Below are 19,202 nucleotides of genomic sequence, written 5' to 3'. Positions count from 1 at the left end.
ACGCCTGCGCGATTTGCTGCGAAAGCACCCGGTCGAGTTCGTCGAACTGAACTTAAATCTCACTATCGACGAAACACTGACGTTGTTGGCGCCTGAAGCTCGACGTCGCCGTGTCGCCATCGAGTCGAACCTCTGTGCGACATGTCCCGACGTCGTCGGAGATCGGATTCAGCTTCAGCAGGTACTTCTCAATCTTTCAGTCAACGCCATGGACGCAATGCATGAGACGGAGCCTTCGGAGCGCCTTCTCACGATAACGACTCAACCCTGCGAGCACGGCGTCGAGCTGACCGTTGCCGATCGCGGTCACGGCATCCCGGAAGCAATGCGACCGAAGCTCTTCGAATCGTTTTTCACCACTAAAGTCCACGGCATGGGACTTGGGCTCTCAATTGTTCGGACGATCGTCGAGTGCCATGGCGGCACCATCACGTCCCGGTCCAGGGAAGGCGGTGGAAGCGCATTTGTCGTATGGCTTCCCTCTGCAGGGCGCAGTCGTTTCCACGCGCGGCATTTGCATCTTCGCAACGCGGCGCGTGAAACGTGACCTAACGATGCCGGAGCACGGCCCTTTTTATCAAGGCTCAGCGATTGTGAACCAGAAATCGAACTTGTCGAAGTTTCCGAGCATGTCCTTGAATTTTGCCGAGTCGCCATCGATCTTGACCTGACCGCTCTCGGCGAGATTGCCGAGCTTGATCTTCCCGAGAGCAATGTCGTCAAGCGTCGCGCGATTCAACGTGACGGTGCCATCGGCCTTGTCCAGTTGCTTGTTCTTCCGATAGTTCATCACCCCGTTTTTCACCGTCAACACGTACTGCTCTTTCGTATCCGGGAAACTCAGGTTGTAGACATACGACTTGTCTCCTGCTCTCGGTCCGTTGAGGTGGATGGCCAGGAAGTCGAGGAACATGTCCGTTGTCATGCCGCGAATGATGTCGGGCGAACTTGTATTAGGTGTCGCCGCCTTCTGCACACCGCCGCGCAACTCTTGCGCGCCCGACAAATAGAAGTTGCGCGCCGGCCCCGATTCGGCCTGATAGCCCAGTTGCTCCAGCGCGTCCGCTTCGACACTGCGCGCTTCACGATTCTGCGGATCAGCGAAGACAACCTTGTTCGCAACTGTGGCAGCCCAGCGATAGTCCCCTTGTCTGTACGCAGCCTTCGCGGTGTCGATCATCTTGGCCGCGCCAACCATCGCGACGTGCTTCTTAGCTTCTTCCGCCGGCGGATACGGGTTGAAGTTCGCCGGGTTGCCGTCCCAGAAGCCGAGATAAAGTTGGTATGTCGCACGAACATTGTGCTTCAGGTCTCCGTAGTAGCCACGGTTATAGAACTCCTTCGCGAGGCTGTCTGGGAGCCTGAACTGCTCGGCGATCTCGTTCATCGTCAAGCCCTGGTTGGCCATGCGCAACACCTGATCGTTGATGTACTTATACAGGTCGCGCTGCTTCTCTGTTAGCGCCGATGTAAAAATGACCCTGGCGCCGAAGTAAACATGACCCACCTGGGAGACGATGGCGGCTTTTGCCGCCGATGCTGACTCAGGAGCAAACAGTGGAAATCAAGGTATTGGCCCGGCGCGGGACGGCGGTACGTGAGATAGCAAGGCAAACGGGTTTATCACGCAACACTGTGCGCCGATATTTGAGGGATGAGCAGGCGAGCCGTTACAGCCAGCGTGAGCCGCGAGCCACGAAGCTCGACCCGTTTAAGGACTATCTGCTGGAGCGCGTCGCCGCCGCGCGGCCGCACTGGATTCCGGCAACGGTCCTGCTTCGCGAACTGCAGGAAGCTGGGTACGAAGGCGGCATCAGTCAGCTCAAGGCATTTCTGATGCCCTACAAGCGTCCCGAAGCTGAACCGGTGGTGCGCTTCGAAACCGCGCCGGGCAAGCAGTTGCAGGCCGATTTCACCGTTATTCGACGAGGGCGCGAGCCATTGCTCGCGCTGGTCGCGACGATGGGTTACAGCCGTGCGAGTTTCGTGCGTTTCACCTCGCGTGAGGACGCCGCGACGCTATGCGAATGCCTACGTGAAGCACTCGTCTATTTCGGTGGCACGCCAGAACATGTGCTGTTCGACAACGCGAAGTCGGTGGTCATCGAACGCGATGCATTCGGCGAAGGCGAGCATCGCTGGAACCCACAGCTGCTTGCGCTGGCTGAGACCTACGGCTTCACGCCGAAGGTGTGTCGTCCGTATCGCGCGAAGACCAAGGGTAAGGTGGAACGCTTCAACCGCTATCTCAAGGAGAGCTTCGTTGTGCCGCTTGCCGCGACGCTCAGGTCCTCGGGGTTGAAGCTTGATGTTGGGGCCGCCAATGCGCAAATTGGCCGTTGGCTATCAGAAGTTGCCAATGTACGCCGCCACGCGACGACAGGTGAGCGTCCGGCGGTCCTGCTTTGTTCGGAGCAGGCGGCGCTCCTGCCGTTACCAACCCAGGCGCCAGCGCTCGCAGCGCCAGACAACCGACGGGTGCTGCCACGCGAGAGCCTGCAGCATCCGCTAGCGGTCTACGACGCATTGCTGGAGGTCGCAGCATGAACTGCAACATGAACGGATTGGCGCGCTATGCGCACAACTGAAGCTGGACTGCGTCGCGACCGATTGGGCGCCGCTTGCACAACGCAATGCAACGACCGATTCGAGTATGGCCGACTTCCTTGAACAACTTCTGCAAGCGGAACTTGGCGCGCGCGAGCAGCGCAAGCGTCAGGTGCTCACGAAGCTGGCAGCGTTGCCTGGCATCAAGACGCTTGAGCAATACGACTTCAGCTTCGCCAGCGGCGCGCCACGTGCGCAGATTCAGGAACTGGCAAGTCTGGCGTTCGTCGAACGGGCCGAGAACATCGTGCTGCTCGGACCATCCGGGGTGGGTAAGACGCATATCGCGACCTCGCTTGCTTACCGCGCTGCGCAGGCCGGCATCAAGACGCGGTTCATCACCGCCGCTGACCTGATGATGCAACTGGCCGCTGCCCGGCAGCAGAACCGCCTGCGGGAGTTCTTCAATCGCGCGGTCATTGGACCCCGGCTGCTGGTTATCGACGAAATCGGCTATCTGCCATTTGGACGGGAGGAGGCGAACCTATTCTTCAATGTCGTGGCGAAACGCTACGAGCGCGGCTCAATCGTATTGACCAGCAACCTGCCGTTCACACAGTGGGCGACAGCATTCGCCGATGACCAGACGCTGACGGCTGCAATGCTCGACCGGCTCCTGCATCACGCTCATATCGTGCAAATCAGCGGCGAGAGCTATCGCCTAAAGGACAAAAGAAAGGCGGGACAAACAGGCACGCGGGCCAGCACGAAAGTAGCCGCGTGATCAACGACCCGGGTGGGTCACATTTACTTCGGCGAAACCCAGAAATGTGGGTCAGGTTTCAGTCGGCGTTGACACTTCTCCAAATGTTCGACGACGCGCTGATTGCCCCACTGCGGCCAATGGTGACTGCCGAATGAGACTACGGCGTCGCTGCCCCACATGTCGATGGTTTCATCGAGCGTGCTCGTCCATTTCTGCGCGCTGCGCACTTTCGCGCCGCGCAGCGTGAGGAGGTTGTGCAGCGTGTGATTGGCGTCCTCTGCCAGGTCGATTGCCTTGAACTGCGGGAAGTAAAAGAGCATCTCGGCGGGCGCTTCGGTGCCGGGGGCCATCTGGAAAACGATGTCGATACCGTCGATGGTCATCTTTTCGCCGGTCTTTTCGATGATCTTGTTCGGCGGGAACAGCGTGATGGTGCCCGCCGCCGTCGTGAGACCGAGACCGCCGCCGACTGTGCCTTCCTGGATAGGAAGACGATTCGCAAGTACCAGGAGCAATTCGCAGCGGCGCAAGCAAATTCCCCCACGGTGCCCACCGGCTCCGCGCTGCAGATTCCTCCACCATGCCCGCCGACAAAGGGCAGCCAGATATCAGCTTGCGAGCCTCACCGGGGGTTCATAGAGGCTCAGTTACGGCTTCGGCGCAATGCCATGCGGTCGGCGGGGTGCGCGTCGATGGCGAAGCTATCATGAAGGTGCTGGAAACGACAGTTAGTTACATATGTCCGGAGGAACAAACGTCCGGGCGCTTCGACCCCGCCGATTTCCCTTTGCTTCGAAAATTATTGCTATTGGCAGCGGAACAAACGTGGTTGTTATAACTTGTTTTCCTACTTCTTCGTCCGCTGCAACCCTTCCGCCCTGGCCGCGTCTGCAATGCGCTGGCGGTTATGCTGCACCGTGAGATAGTTGCTGGGATCAACCCGCGACAGTTCGGCGATTGCCGCGTTCTTCACTGCTTCCATCCCCGCATAATTGGAAGCATAAATTGCAAGCTTTTGCTCCAACCTGCGCGCGTATTCCGCTCACTCGCGTGCTGCCCAATATGCGTCCATTGCTGTTTTCCGTTACTTGCTTCGCCAGCGTTCAACCACTGCTTGAGCCCAAACAGTTCCCAGCTCACTGAAAGCATCGACGATTGAGCAACCTTCGTCGGCTAATAGGTCCGCGCGGTTAGCGGCGATTGCAACATAGAGGCGGCCCGCCTTGCCAAGCGTCTGGTAGTCTGAGAGGTCGCCGTTGATGACTGCGTTCGCCAATGCGTCAAGGTTATTGAATGGAATGTCGTTCATGTTCTTCAGTTTGGTTCGGTTGACAATCGGAGCTTATCCTTCAACCGCTGCTCGCCGGCGTCTGCTCTATTTATCAACGTGCCGCCATCCAGCCCATCAGCACCCCGGCTGCGTATCTCTGAACGCGTACCCGTTCCTCGAAGTTCGCCGCTGTGCGCGCTTCGGCCATTAGCTTGTCGATCTCGGTTTCGGCAATCTGGGTCAGTTCGCCATACGACCACATCTTCTCTACCATCTTGGCTCCCTGCTTTCCGTTCAGTTCATCGAATGACTTGCTGTACTACGCCGACAACGGCTCCGCATTGGCCGGATCGAACGATCGCCACCAAGCGATGGCGCGTTCCGCCGGGTCGTAGAAAGGCTCAGTTTTGCCGTTGAATCGGATTGCTGGAAAAAGGAACAGTTCATGAATCCCGAACTTTTCCACCCAACCTTTGTTTGGATCGATTTCCGACCGCTTGTGCGGCTGCGCGTTTAGATCGATTAAGTCCACCATCATCTTTTCCGCCAAAGTACTGGGCTTGTTTCGGTTTGCATGCTTGAACTCGTTCGACAAATCGATGAAGACGAAAGCATCGTCACAGTTTCGCCGCAACCAGTTGGTGAAATGCTGCTCCCTCTTTCCGCTCCACCTCGGAAGATGGCTAAGTTTCAAGTGGAACGTCCAATCAGCCACGGCAGCTAGAGTCACGGCGCAGTTGAACATGTGATCGTGTGTGTCCGCGAAACGCGACGCTCGCATCCGAAGAAGCTCACGCTCCGCTTTGTGCAACATTTCCGCGTCGTCCAAGCCGGGGCCGTTGAAAACGTCATGGGCGGTCAGCATTGTCACCACGTTTATGTCTCCGTTGCAGGCTTCGTTTTCCGGTGTCTCAGCGCGAGAAGTACATCACCATCGAGAACACGAAGGCCAGCACGACAACCACTGACCAGAACCGTTGTGAAGCAGGACTTGAACGGTTTATCGCTTCTGCTAGATGACTTCTTCTCTTGTATCTTCGCCTCGCCATGTAATTTCCAATTCGTCAGGTCACTCTTGCCAACCGTTGAGGCCCGCCCACGCACTGCTAAGCGCTGACCGTGCGACGCTCTCCGCTTTCGGGTCGAAGGCGTACTTGTCGGATTCAGTGATCGAGTAAAACTCGTCCCGCAGCGCTTCAACGGTCGCCGGACGGATTTGCTGACCATACTGGCGCAGGAGCGTCCCGGCTGGTTCGATACGGCGTTGATGCGGCAGCATCAAGCGCTCGTAATCGTCCATCGTGTCGAGTTCTTCGGGCTCCGGCTCGATTGAGATAAGCCAATCAAGCTCCCGTTCGACGTCATCCCGGCTGACCGGTGCATTACTCGCAGTCGTCTGTGCTTGCAAATCCATTGCCATCCCCTTGTTTTCCTAGATTATGGCGACCGCAACCAGAAACGCCGCCTCAAACACTGCTCGGCGCTGGGCCGCATACTCATCGCGATGCTCGGCGATGACCGCGGTAGGCCCCTTATTGCTTCCCCGCGATGTGCGCGCCTTCACGCACTGCTTACCAAACCTCTCACGACGACCTCCGCGAGGATAATCGAGGACGGACATGAGGGTGAACGTGTCTACCAAGAGGATCGAAATCCGCATTTTGCCCACTAGCTTCGCCAGCACCTCAAGCTTCCGCTCATCCCTCATGGCATTTTCCTATCGTGAGTACTCAAAGAGGCCGGTGCGTCGCGCGATCTCAAGGGCGCTTGCGTAGTGGCCATCGCCCTGCGCAAGCTTTTCTCGCGCGATCGCATCCATTTGCGCTTCGCTTTTCAGTAGCGGAGGAATCGGCGTGTAATGATCCAGACTAAATTGAAAATCGACCGGTAAACTCTGTGAATTTTTCCGCGAGAACAGGTTGTTCAGGAGATTAATGTCCTTTCGAACTTCCCGATGCGGGATCTCGGACATCGCCGATTCCCCGGCGAGTATTTCGCGATCGCGCAGCAGGAAGCGCCCATCCTTGAGGCTAACCAGATTCCCGTCTGGGATCTCCAGTTTGCGAACGCTGCCTTTCGGTTTCACGAGGTTGCACAGCCGCGTCCGCCGCTCCCTATGGGCTTTTTCTGCCTCTTTGGATAGTAGTTCGGGATTGATCGCGTAGAAGACTTCGACCGCGTGACCGCACATTGCTGCGATCTCACAGATGCCGGACAGGGCAAGCTGGCCGGTGTCATGCACCATCGCGTACCGCAGCGCCCCATGGAACACATAAACGCTACATGTCTCGACCAGGCCGGTGATAAATCCGTCGATCGCTGGGTCGCCCTTGCTTGCGATACCGGCACCGTCTTGTGTGATGTCCACCAGATTCATGGTTGTTTTCCTAGCTTGTCTCAGTCCAAGACTGAATCCAAAACCGAACGCCGCCAGACAATGTCCGCGCACCAGGGCGGAACGTCTTGGTATATCGCTTTCCCTCGTACTCCACCGTGGCCTTGCTTCCGGCGTTCGGGAACTTGGCATCTAAGGCCTGTTCCAGCTCATCATGCGGTGTGAGCGGAATCAAGCGTGCCCGTTTCAACTCGCGCTCGACCGTGTACGCATGCTCTCTCGCGTCGGCGACCCCGGTTCGATGCTTGTTAGGGTTGTCCCCGTCGTAATCGTCAAGGCGACGCTCTGCGTTCGCTAAGGCAGCACGCGCCTTCCCCAAGTCGTCAACGCTGTACATACTGCTTTCCGATGACTACAGGTCGACTCCGTTAGCTTTACTCACGCACCGCACCAACAGCCTGTCTCCTGCGGTGGTGGCCATAGCGACCAGCGCCTTCCCGGCCGCGCCGCAGGACTGTTGATTGTCAAATTCTTGAAAGCTGACTTGTGAACCGCCGTTCACATGAGCGAGTGCCATCAGCACCCATGCTGCCGTATTCATTTTTTGCGTGCCTTGTTTTGGTTTCTTCGTACAGGCCGCTGGCCATGCGGCTGCAGCTAGCCCGAGCTATTGTTTGCCTTGTCGTGCAGTTTTCCTAGCCGTTTGCGCGCACCGCTCGCGCCGCTTCTCGAATCCGTTTCGCCGCGCCACGCGGCGTATCGGACACTGCAGTCCAATCATGGTGCCACCACTGGATGACTTCGGCCGCTTCATTCAACGAGCGCGCGGCGACCACATCGCGAACTTCATCCGCGACTTCATCCCACCATGCCGAACCCTCGCCCTCGCTCGCGCGAGGATCGACAGCCTGGCGATAAATCGCCTTTGCGGCATCGAGTGCGATTGCCATTGTTTTCCGTTGTGTCCTACGTTCCTCATTCCTCCTGGGAGAAAGGGCTTTCTCCGATCAGGCAGAAGTTCAAATATCCAGCAGAGCCTCCGGGTGTTTCGCCGCGACCCGCAGAAGAGTTTGTGCAGCGCCAGTCGGATTCCGCCGACCCTGCTCCCAGTCCTGAAACGTGCGAACCGATACGCCAAGCAGGACCGCAAATTCCGACTGTGACATACCGACCTTCGAGCGAGCAACAGATGCCTCAGTCGGTGCAACGCTGGTCACACGTGCCCCGTGCTTCGCCTTCATCTCACGAACCGATTGCAGCAAGTCAGCCTGAAACTGCTCTACTTCCTTATCGACCTTATTCATCTTCGATGCCCTCACGAAGTTGATTGAGAAAGCTCGACGGCAGGTTGTCGAACTTCGCTTTCGTGTACGCGATTAGCAGCCAAATTACGCCCTCATCCAGCACGTTGTAGTAGATGACACGCGCCCCGCCACGTTTGCCCATGCCAGGGCGCGACCAGCGCACCTTGCGCAGCCCGCCTGTGCCGGGAATCACATCGCCTGCCATTGGATTGTTTGCTAGCCACGTTATGAATTCCGCACGTTCCGCGTCGGACCAAATCTCGTCTGCATAGCGCTGGAAAACTTTGGTTTCGATGATCGTGTACATACTGATACTATACGGCAATGCCGTATAGTACGCAAGTCGCTGTCATCGCGTCTCAGCCCGACATGCACAGGCGCAAACGCCCTTGTGCGGTCGCGTCGTCAAAGAGCACGAAGGCGGGAACCACGGCGGATGAACGCACCACGCGTCGCGCATCAGGCCGTTTCGCTACTCCGACAACGTTCCCGCTCCCAGCCGGAACGCTGACGCATCGGGATAGCCATGAGCGAAGAGTCCTACGATTGGCGTGAGCGAGTCTATCGAACCAATGCTTCGAACATTCGACCGTCGGTTTAGATGAATCGCGTTCAACCCGCTTGCTATCGCCCCCTCATAATCATCCACGTAGGTATCGCCAATCATTAGCACTTCATTCGTATGCAAGCGGAGTTGACTACACAGGTTTGAGTAAATTCCGCAGTCCGGCTTCAGACTGCCTACCTCGAAAGACCAGGCGTAAGCGTCCAACTCGAAGGGAAGTAATCGGCGCAGCGGAGCGGCATAAGGCAACGCCAGATTCGACGCAACGGCTAGAGCAACGCCCTTACTACGCAGCGCCATTAGCACCTGACTAACCTCTGGAAACAGCCGAATGCTCGCCAGTTCTGTTTGCAACTCGGCCTCAAGCATCCGGATCTCGTCTATGTTCACGCCAAGTTCGACGGCGGCCTCTCGAAGCAAGAAGGGCTTGCTCATTAGTAGCTGTCTCGCGTGCTGTCGATCCTTCGACAGCCGAGCAAGGCGGGCATACGGTCTTTTCGGGGCAGTGATCTCGCACAGAGTGCCAAAAGCGTCGAATACGACAGCCTTGATAGCCATATCTGGTCAGCTATTTCTCTAATCGGTCTGCGAGCCGTCGAAGCTGGTCAGCGTAGCGCCGCTTATCTCCGACAGTGATTCCGCCACGCCCCTCTCCGTGATGTATGCATGAGAAGAGGAAGCCAGCCGCCTTCGCCAAATCCAACTCGGCAAACTTCGCGTGGTTGCTTGCCAGAGCGTCTTCGCGAATCTCAGCCCCTATGACGCGAAGGCGGACATACGTCTCATGGTTCATTTCTCATCCCGCCCTTGCTGGCCGTCTGCTTCGGTGCGGTCGAATCCGAAGTCACCCACTTGCTCGATAAAGGTGAAGTCGTCTTCTGCGCTCGCCTCGCTGCGAATAAGGTCTGACTGCGCTCGCATCGCCGCTGCTAGGCGCGTAAGATCGATCCACATCTGCGCTTGCCCATCACTTACGAGCGCCCTGCCTTGAGGCCAGTCGATTCCGAGGACACTGAACGTTCCCGAGTTCTCGGCTGCTGGCCGGGACTCCTCTCGTTGGCCTGAGCCTTCTCCTGTTGACATTGCATCCTCCCTCAGTGCGGTCGAGATAATTTGTAGTCGCGCACGCCCCATTCCGCGCCCCAAAGCTGGCGTTGAAGCTCCTGCGCGAACGCTTTCCACTCAACTTCGTTTTGCTCAGCTTTGCCGGCTCTACCCCGTGCTTACGGGTCCATTGACGTACGCACCGTCTCTCTGTTTTCCTACAGTCTATGATTGGCGAGCTACATCAGCGCGCCATCGCGCTCGCTACCCGCGATAGTCGTCCACGAGTGGCCTTCCTCATCGACTGCGATGCAGCCGGGTTGCCAATGGTCAAAGTTGCGCAGTTGATTCACCCATCCCTGAACTTCACCTTGGAAGAACACGACGAGGCCACCCTTGCCAACAAGCCCTTCCTGCACGCGATAGAGACGCGCATCATCAATCATTGCCTTGTCATCCATCGTCGTGTTTTCCGATCAGTCACAGGCAGGCGCGTGCCGCCTTTTCGTGAGCCCATAGGTCGAGCGGAGGCTCCCTTAACTCTACATGCGCTCCACTTGCCGTCGTGGTGACGTCGAGCAGCGCTCCCGTTCGACTTCGTACTCTGTAGCCGTCGGGCCGTGAGAACCGGTGTGCATTGGGATTGAGATCAACCCACTTTTCGTACACACACGAAGAGTAGAGGTCAGCGCTTTTCGTCGTCTCAGCGGAAAATGTCGCCGGCCGTTGCTCGACCGACTCCGACGAAACGCATCCGGCGAGCGTTAGCGCAAGCGCTACGGCGATCACCATCTTCATAGTTGTTATTCCCCGCTTTTCGAGTCCTCGCATGCGAGAACGTGTTTTCCTTGGCGTCAGTCAAACTGGCGAACGCCGAGCGCCATCATCCAAAGCGAGCACCAGCGCGACGCGCGTTCGACCTCACTGCTGAACCGCCCCGACTTTGTCGGAGACCGCCGAGTTTGGCGCTACGCCGCGCGAGCGGAGCGCACCAGATTCCGATTGTAGACTTCCTCTGCTTCCGCAGGCGATACGTACCCGAGCGGGCCGAGCAACCGATGGTGGTTGTACCAGTGAACCCATTCGAGCGTGGCGAGCTCGACGTCTTGGAGCGTAGGCCATGAACGCCGATGCACAACTTCGGCCTTATACAAGCCGTTGATCGTTTCGGCCAGAGCGTTGTCGTACGAGTCGCCGACGGTTCCGACTGATGGCTCAACGCCAACGTCCACCAAACGTTCGGTGTACCGAATGCTGAGATATTGCGACCCGTGATCGCTATGATGAATGAGCCCGGGCGGTGGCTGGCGATCGTGTAACGCCTGGTTCAGCGCGTCCAGCACGAAGTCGGTCTTCATCGATGTCGACACGCGCCAACCGACGATACGGCGCGCAAACACATCGGTCACGAAGGCCACATAGACAAAGCCCGACCATGTCCAGCAATACGTAAAATCCGCGACCCACAGCGCGTTAGGCCGCTCGGCCCGGAACTGACGTTTGACCCGGTCCAGCGGGCACGGCACCGCATCGTCGCGCTGCGTCGTCTTGATCCGGCGCCCACGCCGCACACCTTCGAGGCCCATCACCTTCATTAGGCGCGCAACCGTGCAGCGCGCGACCTTCACGCCATCGCGCAGCAGCTGGCGCCAGACCTTGCGCACACCATACACGCCGAAGTTCTCGTCCCAGACCGCCCGGATCAGGGCCTTCAGTTCAACATCGCGGCGCGCTCGTGCTGGCCATTGCTCCGGATCACTGCGCCGCCCGGCGTGCCGGTAATACGTTAACGGCGCGATCGGCAGCAGGCGGCAGATCGGCTCGATACCGTAGACGTCGCGATGCTCTTCGATGAACGCGATCATGGCTTCGATCGGCGGTCGAGCTCCGCCTGCGCGAAATATGCCGAGGCCTTGCGCAGGATCTCGTTGGCCGTGCGCAATTCACGATTCTCGCGCTCCAGTTCCTTCAGACGCGCCAATTCCGAAGTTGTCGCGCCCGCTCGTTGGCCACGGTCGCGCTCAGCCTGAATGATCCAGTTGCGAAGCGTCTCTCGCGACATTCCCATCTTCGAGGCGATCGAGCGGATCGCCGCCCCCTGCGTTTGATACTCGTGTTGGTGCTCGAACACCATTCGCACCGCTCGCTCACGGACCTCATCCGAATATCGCGTCCCAGTGGGCTTCCGTGCCTTGCCTTCGCTTTCCATGCTTCAAATCTCCCGTTACAGCCAAGATCCGAAGTCTCCTACATTTCCGGGGCGGTTCATATTTGCCAGTGGCGATCCATGCGAGCGCCGCTTCGCTCAACAGTCCGCGCGCGATGATGCGCGGCGGCGCTGGAGTGACCTTGATGCCGAGATCGCAGCACGGACACGCATATTTAACGCGCTGGTGTTGGATCACTCGAAGCTGCTCGGGGATCACATCGAGCTGCTCGCTGATCTCCGCGCCGATCTCGACGAGCGCTTGTCCATCGTTCGTGCAAAAGCGTTCGGCTTCGGGCAGTTCGTGCCGTACGACCTCGCGCGGTAGATTGGGATCAAGCGGCTTGCGGTGACCGCGCTTCTTGCGCTTGTGCGCGCCAACCGTCGTCTCCGGCGTGTCTTCTTGGGCAGGCGCGCTGTTCGCGCCGAGCACCTCGGCTTCGTTGAACAAGCCAAGTTGATCAGAATCTCGTGCCTCGCTCTTGGCGCCGAACAGTTCGCGACGGTAGGCTCGGAGTCGCTCCTCAGCAAGATCGCGCTCTGCCGTCATAAGCCGCAAGGCGCCGCGCAAGGCCTCCTGTTCTTCTCGCAATGCACGAGCAGCATCGCGCTCGGCGAGCAACGCCTTCAATTCCTCGGCGGTGATCGTGACATTGATCGGCATGGCCGGTTAGACCGGCGCACGGCCTCACTGTTCAGCTCACGCGGCGATATTCCTGCTTCGGATGCCGTCGTATCGCGGTGATGTCATCGCCATCGAGCAACGCATGCAACACGTTGCTCGTCATCGTCACGATCTCAGCCTTGTTGTCTGGCCAGATGAAGTGGCTGCTCTCCAATCGTTTTATCAAAAGCCAGAAACCACTGCCGTCCCAGCCAAGAATCTTTATCCGGTCACGACGTCGGTTTCCGAAGATGTAAAGCGACGTGTCCATCGGATTTAGGCGCATCGACTGCTCGACGAGAATCGACAGACTGTTCATGCCGTAGCGGAAGTTGACAGGATCGCGGTGCAGGTAGACCTTCAGATTATCGTCGAACCGGAACACGGCATCCTCCCGAGCATCTGGACCACGGTGGTCAGCTCGTCGATGGTCGCCTCTGCGATGTCGAACTCAACACCGTTGGGCAAACGTATGTGCAAGGCAACCGTGATTGATGGTGCGCGCGCGGACACCGCTCGTTCAACCGTCACAGCCCCCTGAACGACCGGTACAAATGGTGATGGCACGTCCGGCGCTTGAGTCCGCAAGGCCGGCGGCGTGACATCAAGCGATGCCCTGTCTGCTGGCCTCAGTTCCTTCTCCGCCGAATTCTGCGCCGCATGTGTCTTCTGATAGCGCGTGATCCACTCGCGCAACAGATTGGGGTTCAAGCCGTATTCCATCGCCGTACGCGCTATCGAAACGCCGGACGTCATGCACAACTGGACCAGTTCCTCGCGGGCTTGCGGATCGTATTCCCGGCGACCATCCCGCTTCGTGCCGACTACCAGACGGCTACGCAAATCTCGATCGTCTGTCATGTACTCTCATCCCAGCTGTCCACGTGGACAGGTAGCATCAGAGAATCACTCGTCCATTGCTAGGGCGTCCCTGAAGGACCGCATACCTTCGACTGATCTGCCGTGTTTGGGGGGACGCATTGCTGGCTCATCGAAATGCGTACGCTAAACCCACACCGTACGTCACTTGATTACGATTGCCACGTTGCGTAACAATTGGACTGTCAGCGGCGGAGCCCGTCAGACGCTGATAATAAATCATGGCCCCACCATACCAGTTCTTATCAAGCTGGTAGACAGCCGCGGCCCAGCTTGTGACCTGCTGCAGGCCGCCGTTGGGGTGGAAGGCGCGTAACCCGCTGCGTGCTGAGTCGGCCGGTGTCACACCGTAATATGTTTCGTTGAAGCCCTGACTTACCCATGTCGCGCCCACGCCGGCACCGACGAACACGCGCACGCCTACGGGCACCCACGCGCTTGCATTGAGCGCAACGCGGGCGCCTGTGTAGACCGCGCCCGCGTTGGTGACGACGGTCAACGTGCCGCGCAGCCGGTAGGGAAAGTTGCGAACGTGGTCGTATTCATAACCAACATAGCCGCCACCCTCGACCGTCGTATGCACTTCATGGATTTGCGCGATGACGGGGTCATCGACGTTGCGCCGGCCGAGTCTCAGTGCGATAGCGGGACCCCACTGGAAACCAGCTACCCCAGCGACGTTGAGCTGCGCGTAAGGACCGTACCACTCGAGCAAGTGCCCCCCTGGTGTCACATACCGAAGCCCCGGCACCACGCCAATCATGCGGTCCTTGCCGCCTGCGTATTCTGTCGTCGAGCCAACGCCAACGCCGAACATGTTGGGGAGCGCGCCGGGAAGGTTGACGGCCGTCGCATAGGCCGCGCGGCTCATGCTGCCCATTGCAACCAATGCGAGAACGACGCTCGCTCGGCGTGGGGAGAGGGCAAAGTGCATGTATCTAAGCGTTTTGTCGATCACAGCCGTTTCCTGACTGGCTGTCAACAGGCGCTACCACCTTTGACGCGGAGCCGGTTCCCCATGCCCGAGGGCCGGGAGAGTTCGGTGCATCGAGCTGGTAACCGACGTCGAGCATCACACTCGTCGCATCCGGTCCGCGCTGGACGTGGATGCGATTTAGTTGCAGTTGCGTCACCCACCGATTCGACGTGTAATAAGACGCGCGCACGCTGTAGACAACGCCCCAACCGTGGACATCAGGATAGCTGCCATCCTGGTCAGCGGTGGTCGTATCGAAGTAGCGGTAGGGACCGACGCCCGCTTGCAGAATGAATTGTGGAGAGCCGACCGGCGGTCGGGCCCAAACCTGAAGGAGCTGTCCGTCGCGATGGCGATCAGGGATATGGCCTTCGTTGAGCCAGGATAAGCTGGCTGCAAAATACTGGCCCAGGCCTTTTTGATAGTTAAAGGCCCAGGTGTACGTGTTCGTGCTCCCGGCTCTTGAGCCCCCGCCGAAGAGCGAGAACTCTCGGGCGAAGGTCGCCGTCGAGGCGGACGCGAGCACTATCGCGGTCGCCCCCAGCGCCGCACTAGTTCTTGGCATGCCGCATCGATTGTTCACGATGCTGTTTATCCGTAAGAACGGCAATGGTTGACGACCTATGAGCTACTTCACTTCACTGCCGTCACGAGCCAAGGATGCGGCCGCAGCGACGACGATCACTGCACGGACTGAATCGCCCACCTTGAGGTTGTCAAGAGACACGTCCGGGACCACGTCAAACACTGCCGTCTCACGCGGACCGCGTAGTGTTATCTGCCGGTTCCTGCGGTCGATCTTCTGTACGGTCGCGACGACCTCCACCCGGCGAGCGGTCGCCACCGTGCCGTCGGACGCGGGTTGCGTGACACTCGTTTCAATTCGCTCTCGCACGCCTTTCGTATCAATCTTGTCCGCGCTAATCAGGATTGCGTTCTTGTAAGCGATGTTGATGACGTCACCGACCTGGAGCTTGCTCACGTCCGCGACTTCGGGATTGACCTCAACCTCTACGACGTTGCCACGCGGACCACGCAGAAAGACGCTGTTTGTCGCCGTGTCAATTGATGTCACCTGGGCCTGGACGCGAGCAAGTACGGCGGCGCCGATGGCCGCATCGTCGGTCTGATTGCTTTGTGAAAATCCGGGCTGTGCGACGGCCATTGAGCCAAGCGCAAGAGCGGCTGCGGCGGCGCCTAATGTACGCCACGAACACGAGAGCGACATGAGTATCTCCGTTACGAAATTGTCTGCGGTTGTGCTTCACACGGTCATTGCACCGAATAGCCTTTACCTTGCATGCACGCGCTGTACGCGCGCCAGTATAGATTCAGCGTGGATTGCTGGCTCGCCTGTGCATACTGTGCCTGTGCAGCATGCAGCTGACGGCTGCGGACACCGCCGACGAGTGCACCGGCAGTGGCGCCAAGTGCGGCGCCATGCCCGGGATCGTGGTGGTTAACGTCGCCAATGATTGCGCCCGCCGCGGCCCCCCTCGCAGCGCCTCTGACGCGTGCGCCGGTGGGACCCACCACGGGTGGTGGTGCGCCTGCGACAACCGCCGGATCAACGCCTGTATTGTTCTTGGCCCACACGTAGCAGGCGCCGTCGTCCTGCGCCTGCCGTTGCGCGCTCTGTCCGTGCGCTGGGTAGACGACTGGTTTCTGCGCGAAAGCAACGGGGCTAGCGAGAAGAGCACCGACGAGAATGGTGACTTTCAGCATCGTGTATCTCCATGCCTAGAGGGCGGCCGTGCGCTGCCACTCACGCTGGTCCGCTGCTAAACGGAAGCCAAGGTGCGACATCCCGTTCATCGGGTGGGTGCCTCGGCGCGCGCTCGTGCGATAGCTCTGGCAGTAAGTTTCGCTGCACAGGAACGAGCCGCCGCGCGTTACGCGCTCGGGCGCATAGGGCATGGCGCCAAACTCGGGGTCCAGCGGCTGGAAACCGGTGTTCTCGCCGATGTGCCACTTGCCAACCGCCTGCGTGGCGTAGCCCTGCTTAGACATGAGTTGGGCGAGCGACGTCAGTCCTTCCATGCCGCCTGGTTGCCCAGACATGGGCGGCGACTGAATGCCGTGATGCGCCTGGTTCTGTCCGGTAAGAATTCTCGCGTGTGTCGGCGAGCAGCTAGGCTGCGAGTAAGCAGAGGACAGCACAAGACTTTGATTCGCGAAGCGGTCAATGTCTGGTGTGTCGTTGCCTACTGCAATGCCGCCGCCGTTGAACCCGGAGTCACTGTATCCCACGTCATCCAGAAGAAAGATGACGACGTTCGGTCGCTTGCCGGTGGGTTGCTGCAAGGCGCTGAGCTTCTGCTGTGCCTCCCGGAGCTGGTCGGGGTGGCTGACGACGGGTTCCATGTTGTCCGCCACTTTCGTCGATGGCGTCGTCATGTACTGATTTGGTTGGTTGTAACCGGGCTTTACCTCCACCTTGGTCGGCTCGATTATCGTTTGCTGTGTCGGCGGAGGCTCGCCGCGGTGTACCGCAACGTCGGGTTGTTGAGCAGTGACAGACTGGGTAATGACTGCGGCGAGCGCAACTGCTATCAGCAGAAGGGCACGAGATGGTTTCATCACTGTGTCTCCGGGAAGACAGACTGCTTAGTGTCTACGTCGAGGACTGTCGCCTACTTGCTGTTGACAGGTGTGACAAGCGGAAACGCTGGGTCCGGTCTATCAAACAGCGCGACAATGGAGTCCAGTGCGCTCGCGTCGCCAGTTGCTTTCACCGCTCCCGAGCTAACCAGGTCCGCAGTTTTTGCTTGCCCGCCGACAATGGCCCCAAATTGCGGTCCGGTGAGTTCATAACTGCCGTCAACCGGCTCGCCAGGCTTCGGCTTATCAAGAATCAGTACAGAGTTCTCGAGCGTCAACGTGAACTGCCGATGTTCGTCGGTTACACTTAACCTCACCTTCTTCGCTACACCGTTAGCTCGGTCCGGATTAATGAGTGTAGAGGCGTAGTCGACCGCCATCGGGACAGGGATGGTGCGCGGGTCGACAAGCGTGGCTGCTGCCATCCGTTTGCCGGTTCGCAGTTCCTGGGCGCCCATCAGATAGAAGCCTCGCCACGTCGCTGACTCTGCCTGAAAGCCAAGCTGTTCGAGCGCAGCCGCTTGCAGCTGACGAGCTGCCTGATTCGTCGGGTCGGCGTACACCACGTAGTTCACAAGCTCAGCCGTCCACCGGTAGTCGCCCTTGTCGAAGGCCGCTCGTCCCAGACGGACCACATTATCCGCACCGCCCATAGCAGCCACGTACCGGCTCGCACTTTCCGTGCGCGGCAGTTCATCAAGCGTCGCCGGATTGCCATCGAAGAAGCCGAGGTAAAGCTGATATGTAGCCTTGACGTTGTGTTTGAGGCTGCCGTAGTAACCGCGGTTATAAAACTGCTTTCCAATGGCATCGGGCAGCTTGATGCGTTCGGCGATTTCCGAGGCGTTGTAACCCTGGTTGGCCATGCGCAACGTCTGGTCGTTGATAAACTTGAACATGTCGCGCTGGTCGGAGACAAGCTTCCTGATGTTGGCGTTTCCCCATGTCGGCCAGGTATGTGAAGCGAACGCGACGTCAGCCTTGTCGCCGAAGAGCTCGAGCGTCTCGGTAAGCGTGTTCGCCCACACAAGCGGGCTGCGTACCTTCGCTCCCCGCAGGGTATAAAGATTGTGCATGACGTAAGTCGCATCTTCCGCGAGGCACAGAGCCTTCAATTGCGGAAAATAGAACATCATTTCGGAGGGTGCCTCGGTTCCGGGGGCATTCTGGAACACGACGTCCAGCCCGTCGACCTTGAGCGTTTGGCCTGTCGTGGTAATTGTCGTGGTCGGTAACGCAAGGCCAATAGAGCCCTGAGAGAGATTTACGCCGAGCCCGGTCCCGATTGAGCCAGTAGGGTCAGTGGGCAGACCGTCGCCATAGGAAAATCTCGCTCGCCGGCTCATCGCATTACCAGCGTAGAGGTTTTCGCTCACCGCCTCCTCGACGAACCCGACCGGCGCGATGATTTGTACCCGTTTCGACTTGATATCATCGGGCGTCAGGACGCCCATCATGCCGCCGAAGTGGTCCGCGTGGCTGTGCGTGATGATAACGGCCTTGACCGGTCGCGCGCCCAGTGTGTCGTTCGCGAGCTTCAGTCCGGCAGCCGACACCTCCGCCGAGGTAGTCGTGTCAATGATAATCCAGCCAGTATCCCCTTGAATCAGGGTCATGTTCGCGATGTCGTAGCCGCGGAACTGATAGATGCGGTCGGCAATCTTGTATAACCCGTGTTGGGCATTGAGTTCAGACTGGCGCCAGAAACTGGGATTTACTGTGTCGGGCGACGGCCCTTTCACAAAGTTGAATTTGTCTGCGTCATAGACGACGTTTCCGTCCTTACCTCGGATGACGGGGTCTGACAACTGTGCTACAAGCCCGCGTTTCACCGAGTCATAGCTCGCTCGGTCATTGAAATTGAGTTCGCTTAAGACGGCTCTGTTACGCTCAGCTGTCGCTTGTGTCGCGACGCCTGCTGAGAGTGTGCTTTCCGCTTTGGTCGCCTGATCTGACGGTGTATCCTGCGTCGTCGCGCAACCGCACAGAATTGCCGCTAGCATTGAACTGAGGGCAACGCGATACGGGATGGCCGAGGCATTCAT

General features: G+C 58.7%; 27 protein-coding genes, 2 pseudogenes and 1 other annotated feature. Of the genes and pseudogenes, 4 read left to right on the top strand and 25 right to left on the bottom strand.

What is annotated here, in order from left to right:
• Positions 1-547: ATP-binding protein (locus P9255_RS13320; protein WP_309789783.1), on the top strand; the 547-nt coding region annotated here is incomplete at its 5' end.
• A 30-nt stretch (positions 548-577) separates the two neighbouring features.
• Here the strand turns inward: P9255_RS13320 and P9255_RS13315 are convergent.
• A complete protein-coding gene (locus P9255_RS13315; protein WP_309789782.1) occupies positions 578-1,387 on the bottom strand; it encodes an alkyl sulfatase dimerization domain-containing protein in 810 nt (269 codons plus the stop codon).
• Between the two features lie 149 nt (positions 1,388-1,536).
• On the opposite strand from P9255_RS13315, the gene istA reads away from it, so the two are divergent.
• Both istA and istB read left to right on the top strand, forming a co-directional pair.
• Positions 1,537-2,547 (top strand): IS21 family transposase, encoded by a 1,011-nt coding sequence (gene istA / locus P9255_RS13310; RefSeq protein ID WP_309766969.1) that lies wholly within the window; start codon positions 1,537-1,539, stop codon positions 2,545-2,547.
• Position 2,548: 1 nt separating this feature from the next.
• Positions 2,549-3,331 (top strand): IS21-like element helper ATPase IstB, encoded by a 783-nt coding sequence (istB, locus tag P9255_RS13305; RefSeq protein WP_309789794.1) that lies wholly within the window; start codon positions 2,549-2,551, stop codon positions 3,329-3,331.
• Between the two features lie 23 nt (positions 3,332-3,354).
• On the opposite strand, the gene P9255_RS13300 is transcribed toward istB, so the two are convergent.
• Positions 3,355-3,828 (bottom strand): hypothetical protein, encoded by a 474-nt coding sequence (locus P9255_RS13300; RefSeq protein ID WP_309789796.1) that lies wholly within the window; start codon positions 3,826-3,828, stop codon positions 3,355-3,357.
• On the opposite strand from P9255_RS13300, the pseudogene P9255_RS13295 reads away from it, so the two are divergent.
• Positions 3,793-3,981: pseudogene (locus P9255_RS13295) on the top strand (IS21 family transposase); the annotation flags it as partial. The gene P9255_RS13300 and the pseudogene P9255_RS13295 overlap by 36 nt on opposite strands.
• Before the next feature lie 179 nt (positions 3,982-4,160).
• Here P9255_RS13295 and P9255_RS13290 read toward each other — a convergent pair.
• The 23 genes and pseudogenes from P9255_RS13290 to P9255_RS13175 all read right to left on the bottom strand — a co-directional run bounded on the left by P9255_RS13290 (position 4,161) and on the right by P9255_RS13175 (position 19,202).
• The gene (locus tag P9255_RS13290; protein ID WP_309789781.1) at positions 4,161-4,337 is read right to left on the bottom strand and encodes a hypothetical protein; all 177 of its coding nucleotides are present in this window, start codon (positions 4,335-4,337) and stop codon (positions 4,161-4,163) included.
• A 60-nt stretch (positions 4,338-4,397) separates the two neighbouring features.
• Positions 4,398-4,622, bottom strand: a complete 225-nt coding sequence (locus P9255_RS13285; protein WP_309789780.1) for a hypothetical protein — start codon at positions 4,620-4,622, stop codon at positions 4,398-4,400.
• A gap of 73 nt (positions 4,623-4,695) precedes the next feature.
• Complete coding sequence (locus P9255_RS13280; protein ID WP_309789779.1) at positions 4,696-4,857, bottom strand: hypothetical protein; 162 nt, start codon at positions 4,855-4,857, stop codon at positions 4,696-4,698.
• Between the two features lie 45 nt (positions 4,858-4,902).
• Complete coding sequence (locus P9255_RS13275) at positions 4,903-5,457, bottom strand: hypothetical protein (protein ID WP_309789778.1); 555 nt, start codon at positions 5,455-5,457, stop codon at positions 4,903-4,905.
• Between the two features lie 195 nt (positions 5,458-5,652).
• Positions 5,653-5,997 (bottom strand): hypothetical protein, encoded by a 345-nt coding sequence (locus P9255_RS13270; RefSeq protein ID WP_309789777.1) that lies wholly within the window; start codon positions 5,995-5,997, stop codon positions 5,653-5,655.
• Between the two features lie 303 nt (positions 5,998-6,300).
• Positions 6,301-6,960, bottom strand: coding sequence for a hypothetical protein (locus P9255_RS13265; protein WP_309789776.1), 660 nt, complete (start codon positions 6,958-6,960; stop codon positions 6,301-6,303).
• A 370-nt stretch (positions 6,961-7,330) separates the two neighbouring features.
• Positions 7,331-7,519, bottom strand: a complete 189-nt coding sequence (locus P9255_RS13260) for a hypothetical protein (protein WP_309789775.1) — start codon at positions 7,517-7,519, stop codon at positions 7,331-7,333.
• 94 nt (positions 7,520-7,613) lie between these two features.
• Positions 7,614-7,868, bottom strand: a complete 255-nt coding sequence (locus P9255_RS13255) for a hypothetical protein (RefSeq protein WP_309789774.1) — start codon at positions 7,866-7,868, stop codon at positions 7,614-7,616.
• A gap of 69 nt (positions 7,869-7,937) precedes the next feature.
• Positions 7,938-8,222, bottom strand: coding sequence for a type II toxin-antitoxin system MqsA family antitoxin (locus P9255_RS13250; RefSeq protein WP_309789773.1), 285 nt, complete (start codon positions 8,220-8,222; stop codon positions 7,938-7,940).
• Positions 8,215-8,529, bottom strand: coding sequence for a transcriptional regulator (locus P9255_RS13245; protein ID WP_309789772.1), 315 nt, complete (start codon positions 8,527-8,529; stop codon positions 8,215-8,217). The genes P9255_RS13250 and P9255_RS13245 overlap by 8 nt, the downstream gene beginning before the upstream one ends.
• 165 nt (positions 8,530-8,694) lie before the next feature.
• Complete coding sequence (locus P9255_RS13240; protein WP_309789771.1) at positions 8,695-9,345, bottom strand: HAD family hydrolase; 651 nt, start codon at positions 9,343-9,345, stop codon at positions 8,695-8,697.
• A 231-nt stretch (positions 9,346-9,576) separates the two neighbouring features.
• Complete coding sequence (locus P9255_RS13235; protein WP_309789770.1) at positions 9,577-9,741, bottom strand: hypothetical protein; 165 nt, start codon at positions 9,739-9,741, stop codon at positions 9,577-9,579.
• A gap of 329 nt (positions 9,742-10,070) precedes the next feature.
• Positions 10,071-10,292, bottom strand: a complete 222-nt coding sequence (locus P9255_RS13230; RefSeq protein WP_309789769.1) for a hypothetical protein — start codon at positions 10,290-10,292, stop codon at positions 10,071-10,073.
• Between the two features lie 507 nt (positions 10,293-10,799).
• Positions 10,800-12,040, bottom strand: a protein-coding gene (locus P9255_RS13225; RefSeq protein WP_404980331.1) for an IS3 family transposase whose coding sequence is annotated in 2 segments (ribosomal slippage) — positions 10,800-11,734 and positions 11,734-12,040 — 1,242 coding nt in all. Because the reading frame shifts where the segments join, the coding sequence is not laid out codon by codon here.
• Positions 11,622-11,738, bottom strand: a sequence feature (AL1L pseudoknot). It overlaps the preceding gene by 117 nt.
• A 55-nt stretch (positions 12,041-12,095) precedes the next feature.
• Positions 12,096-12,701, bottom strand: a pseudogene (locus P9255_RS13220) (IS66 family transposase zinc-finger binding domain-containing protein); the annotation flags it as partial.
• Between the two features lie 31 nt (positions 12,702-12,732).
• A complete protein-coding gene (tnpB, locus tag P9255_RS13215; protein WP_309789767.1) occupies positions 12,733-13,086 on the bottom strand; it encodes an IS66 family insertion sequence element accessory protein TnpB in 354 nt (117 codons plus the stop codon).
• Positions 13,062-13,562, bottom strand: a complete 501-nt coding sequence (locus P9255_RS13210) for a transposase (RefSeq protein ID WP_309789766.1) — start codon at positions 13,560-13,562, stop codon at positions 13,062-13,064. The genes tnpB and P9255_RS13210 overlap by 25 nt, the downstream gene beginning before the upstream one ends.
• A gap of 127 nt (positions 13,563-13,689) precedes the next feature.
• Positions 13,690-14,538 carry a MipA/OmpV family protein gene (locus tag P9255_RS13205; RefSeq protein ID WP_309789765.1) on the bottom strand — a complete coding sequence of 283 codons (849 nt, stop codon included), beginning with the start codon at positions 14,536-14,538 and terminating at the stop codon, positions 13,690-13,692.
• On the bottom strand, positions 14,519-15,139 hold the full coding sequence (locus P9255_RS13200) for a hypothetical protein (protein ID WP_309789764.1): 621 nt from the start codon (positions 15,137-15,139) through the stop codon (positions 14,519-14,521). The genes P9255_RS13205 and P9255_RS13200 overlap by 20 nt, the downstream gene beginning before the upstream one ends.
• Positions 15,140-15,184: 45 nt before the next feature.
• The gene (locus P9255_RS13195; RefSeq protein ID WP_309789763.1) at positions 15,185-15,784 is read right to left on the bottom strand and encodes a hypothetical protein; all 600 of its coding nucleotides are present in this window, start codon (positions 15,782-15,784) and stop codon (positions 15,185-15,187) included.
• A gap of 44 nt (positions 15,785-15,828) precedes the next feature.
• Positions 15,829-16,281: a glycine zipper domain-containing protein gene (locus P9255_RS13190; protein ID WP_309789762.1), complete on the bottom strand. Its 453-nt coding sequence runs from the start codon at positions 16,279-16,281 to the stop codon at positions 15,829-15,831.
• 15 nt (positions 16,282-16,296) lie between these two features.
• Complete coding sequence (locus P9255_RS27315; protein WP_404980330.1) at positions 16,297-17,136, bottom strand: sulfatase-like hydrolase/transferase; 840 nt, start codon at positions 17,134-17,136, stop codon at positions 16,297-16,299.
• Between the two features lie 53 nt (positions 17,137-17,189).
• Positions 17,190-19,202, bottom strand: coding sequence for an alkyl sulfatase dimerization domain-containing protein (locus P9255_RS13175; RefSeq protein ID WP_309789761.1), 2,013 nt, complete (start codon positions 19,200-19,202; stop codon positions 17,190-17,192).

The sequence above is a fragment of the Caballeronia sp. LZ019 genome (assembly GCF_031450825.1).
Lineage (GTDB): Bacteria > Pseudomonadota > Gammaproteobacteria > Burkholderiales > Burkholderiaceae > Caballeronia.
This window is presented reverse-complemented; position numbering and strand designations above follow the sequence as displayed.

Bases quoted from the DNA above. Each gene is read 5' to 3' on its own strand.
- P9255_RS13255 (WP_309789774.1), bottom strand. From the start codon at position 7,868: ATGGCAATCGCACTCGATGCCGCAAAGGCGATTTATCGCCAGGCTGTC.
- P9255_RS13270 (WP_309789777.1), bottom strand. From the start codon at position 5,997: ATGGATTTGCAAGCACAGACGACTGCGAGTAATGCACCGGTCAGCCGG.
- P9255_RS13230 (WP_309789769.1), bottom strand. From the start codon at position 10,292: ATGGATGACAAGGCAATGATTGATGATGCGCGTCTCTATCGCGTGCAG.
- P9255_RS13260 (WP_309789775.1), bottom strand. From the start codon at position 7,519: ATGAATACGGCAGCATGGGTGCTGATGGCACTCGCTCATGTGAACGGC.
- P9255_RS13210 (WP_309789766.1), bottom strand. From the start codon at position 13,562: ATGACAGACGATCGAGATTTGCGTAGCCGTCTGGTAGTCGGCACGAAG.
- P9255_RS13175 (WP_309789761.1), bottom strand. From the start codon at position 19,202: ATGAATGCCTCGGCCATCCCGTATCGCGTTGCCCTCAGTTCAATGCTA.
- istA (WP_309766969.1), top strand. From the start codon at position 1,537: ATGCTGACTCAGGAGCAAACAGTGGAAATCAAGGTATTGGCCCGGCGC.
- P9255_RS13195 (WP_309789763.1), bottom strand. From the start codon at position 15,784: ATGTCGCTCTCGTGTTCGTGGCGTACATTAGGCGCCGCCGCAGCCGCT.
- P9255_RS13280 (WP_309789779.1), bottom strand. From the start codon at position 4,857: ATGGTAGAGAAGATGTGGTCGTATGGCGAACTGACCCAGATTGCCGAA.
- P9255_RS13190 (WP_309789762.1), bottom strand. From the start codon at position 16,281: ATGCTGAAAGTCACCATTCTCGTCGGTGCTCTTCTCGCTAGCCCCGTT.
- P9255_RS13265 (WP_309789776.1), bottom strand. From the start codon at position 6,960: ATGAATCTGGTGGACATCACACAAGACGGTGCCGGTATCGCAAGCAAG.
- P9255_RS27315 (WP_404980330.1), bottom strand. From the start codon at position 17,136: ATGAAACCATCTCGTGCCCTTCTGCTGATAGCAGTTGCGCTCGCCGCA.
- P9255_RS13235 (WP_309789770.1), bottom strand. From the start codon at position 9,741: ATGTGGATCGATCTTACGCGCCTAGCAGCGGCGATGCGAGCGCAGTCA.
- P9255_RS13285 (WP_309789780.1), bottom strand. From the start codon at position 4,622: ATGAACGACATTCCATTCAATAACCTTGACGCATTGGCGAACGCAGTC.
- P9255_RS13245 (WP_309789772.1), bottom strand. From the start codon at position 8,529: ATGTACACGATCATCGAAACCAAAGTTTTCCAGCGCTATGCAGACGAG.
- P9255_RS13240 (WP_309789771.1), bottom strand. From the start codon at position 9,345: ATGGCTATCAAGGCTGTCGTATTCGACGCTTTTGGCACTCTGTGCGAG.
- P9255_RS13250 (WP_309789773.1), bottom strand. From the start codon at position 8,222: ATGAATAAGGTCGATAAGGAAGTAGAGCAGTTTCAGGCTGACTTGCTG.
- P9255_RS13315 (WP_309789782.1), bottom strand. From the start codon at position 1,387: ATGAACGAGATCGCCGAGCAGTTCAGGCTCCCAGACAGCCTCGCGAAG.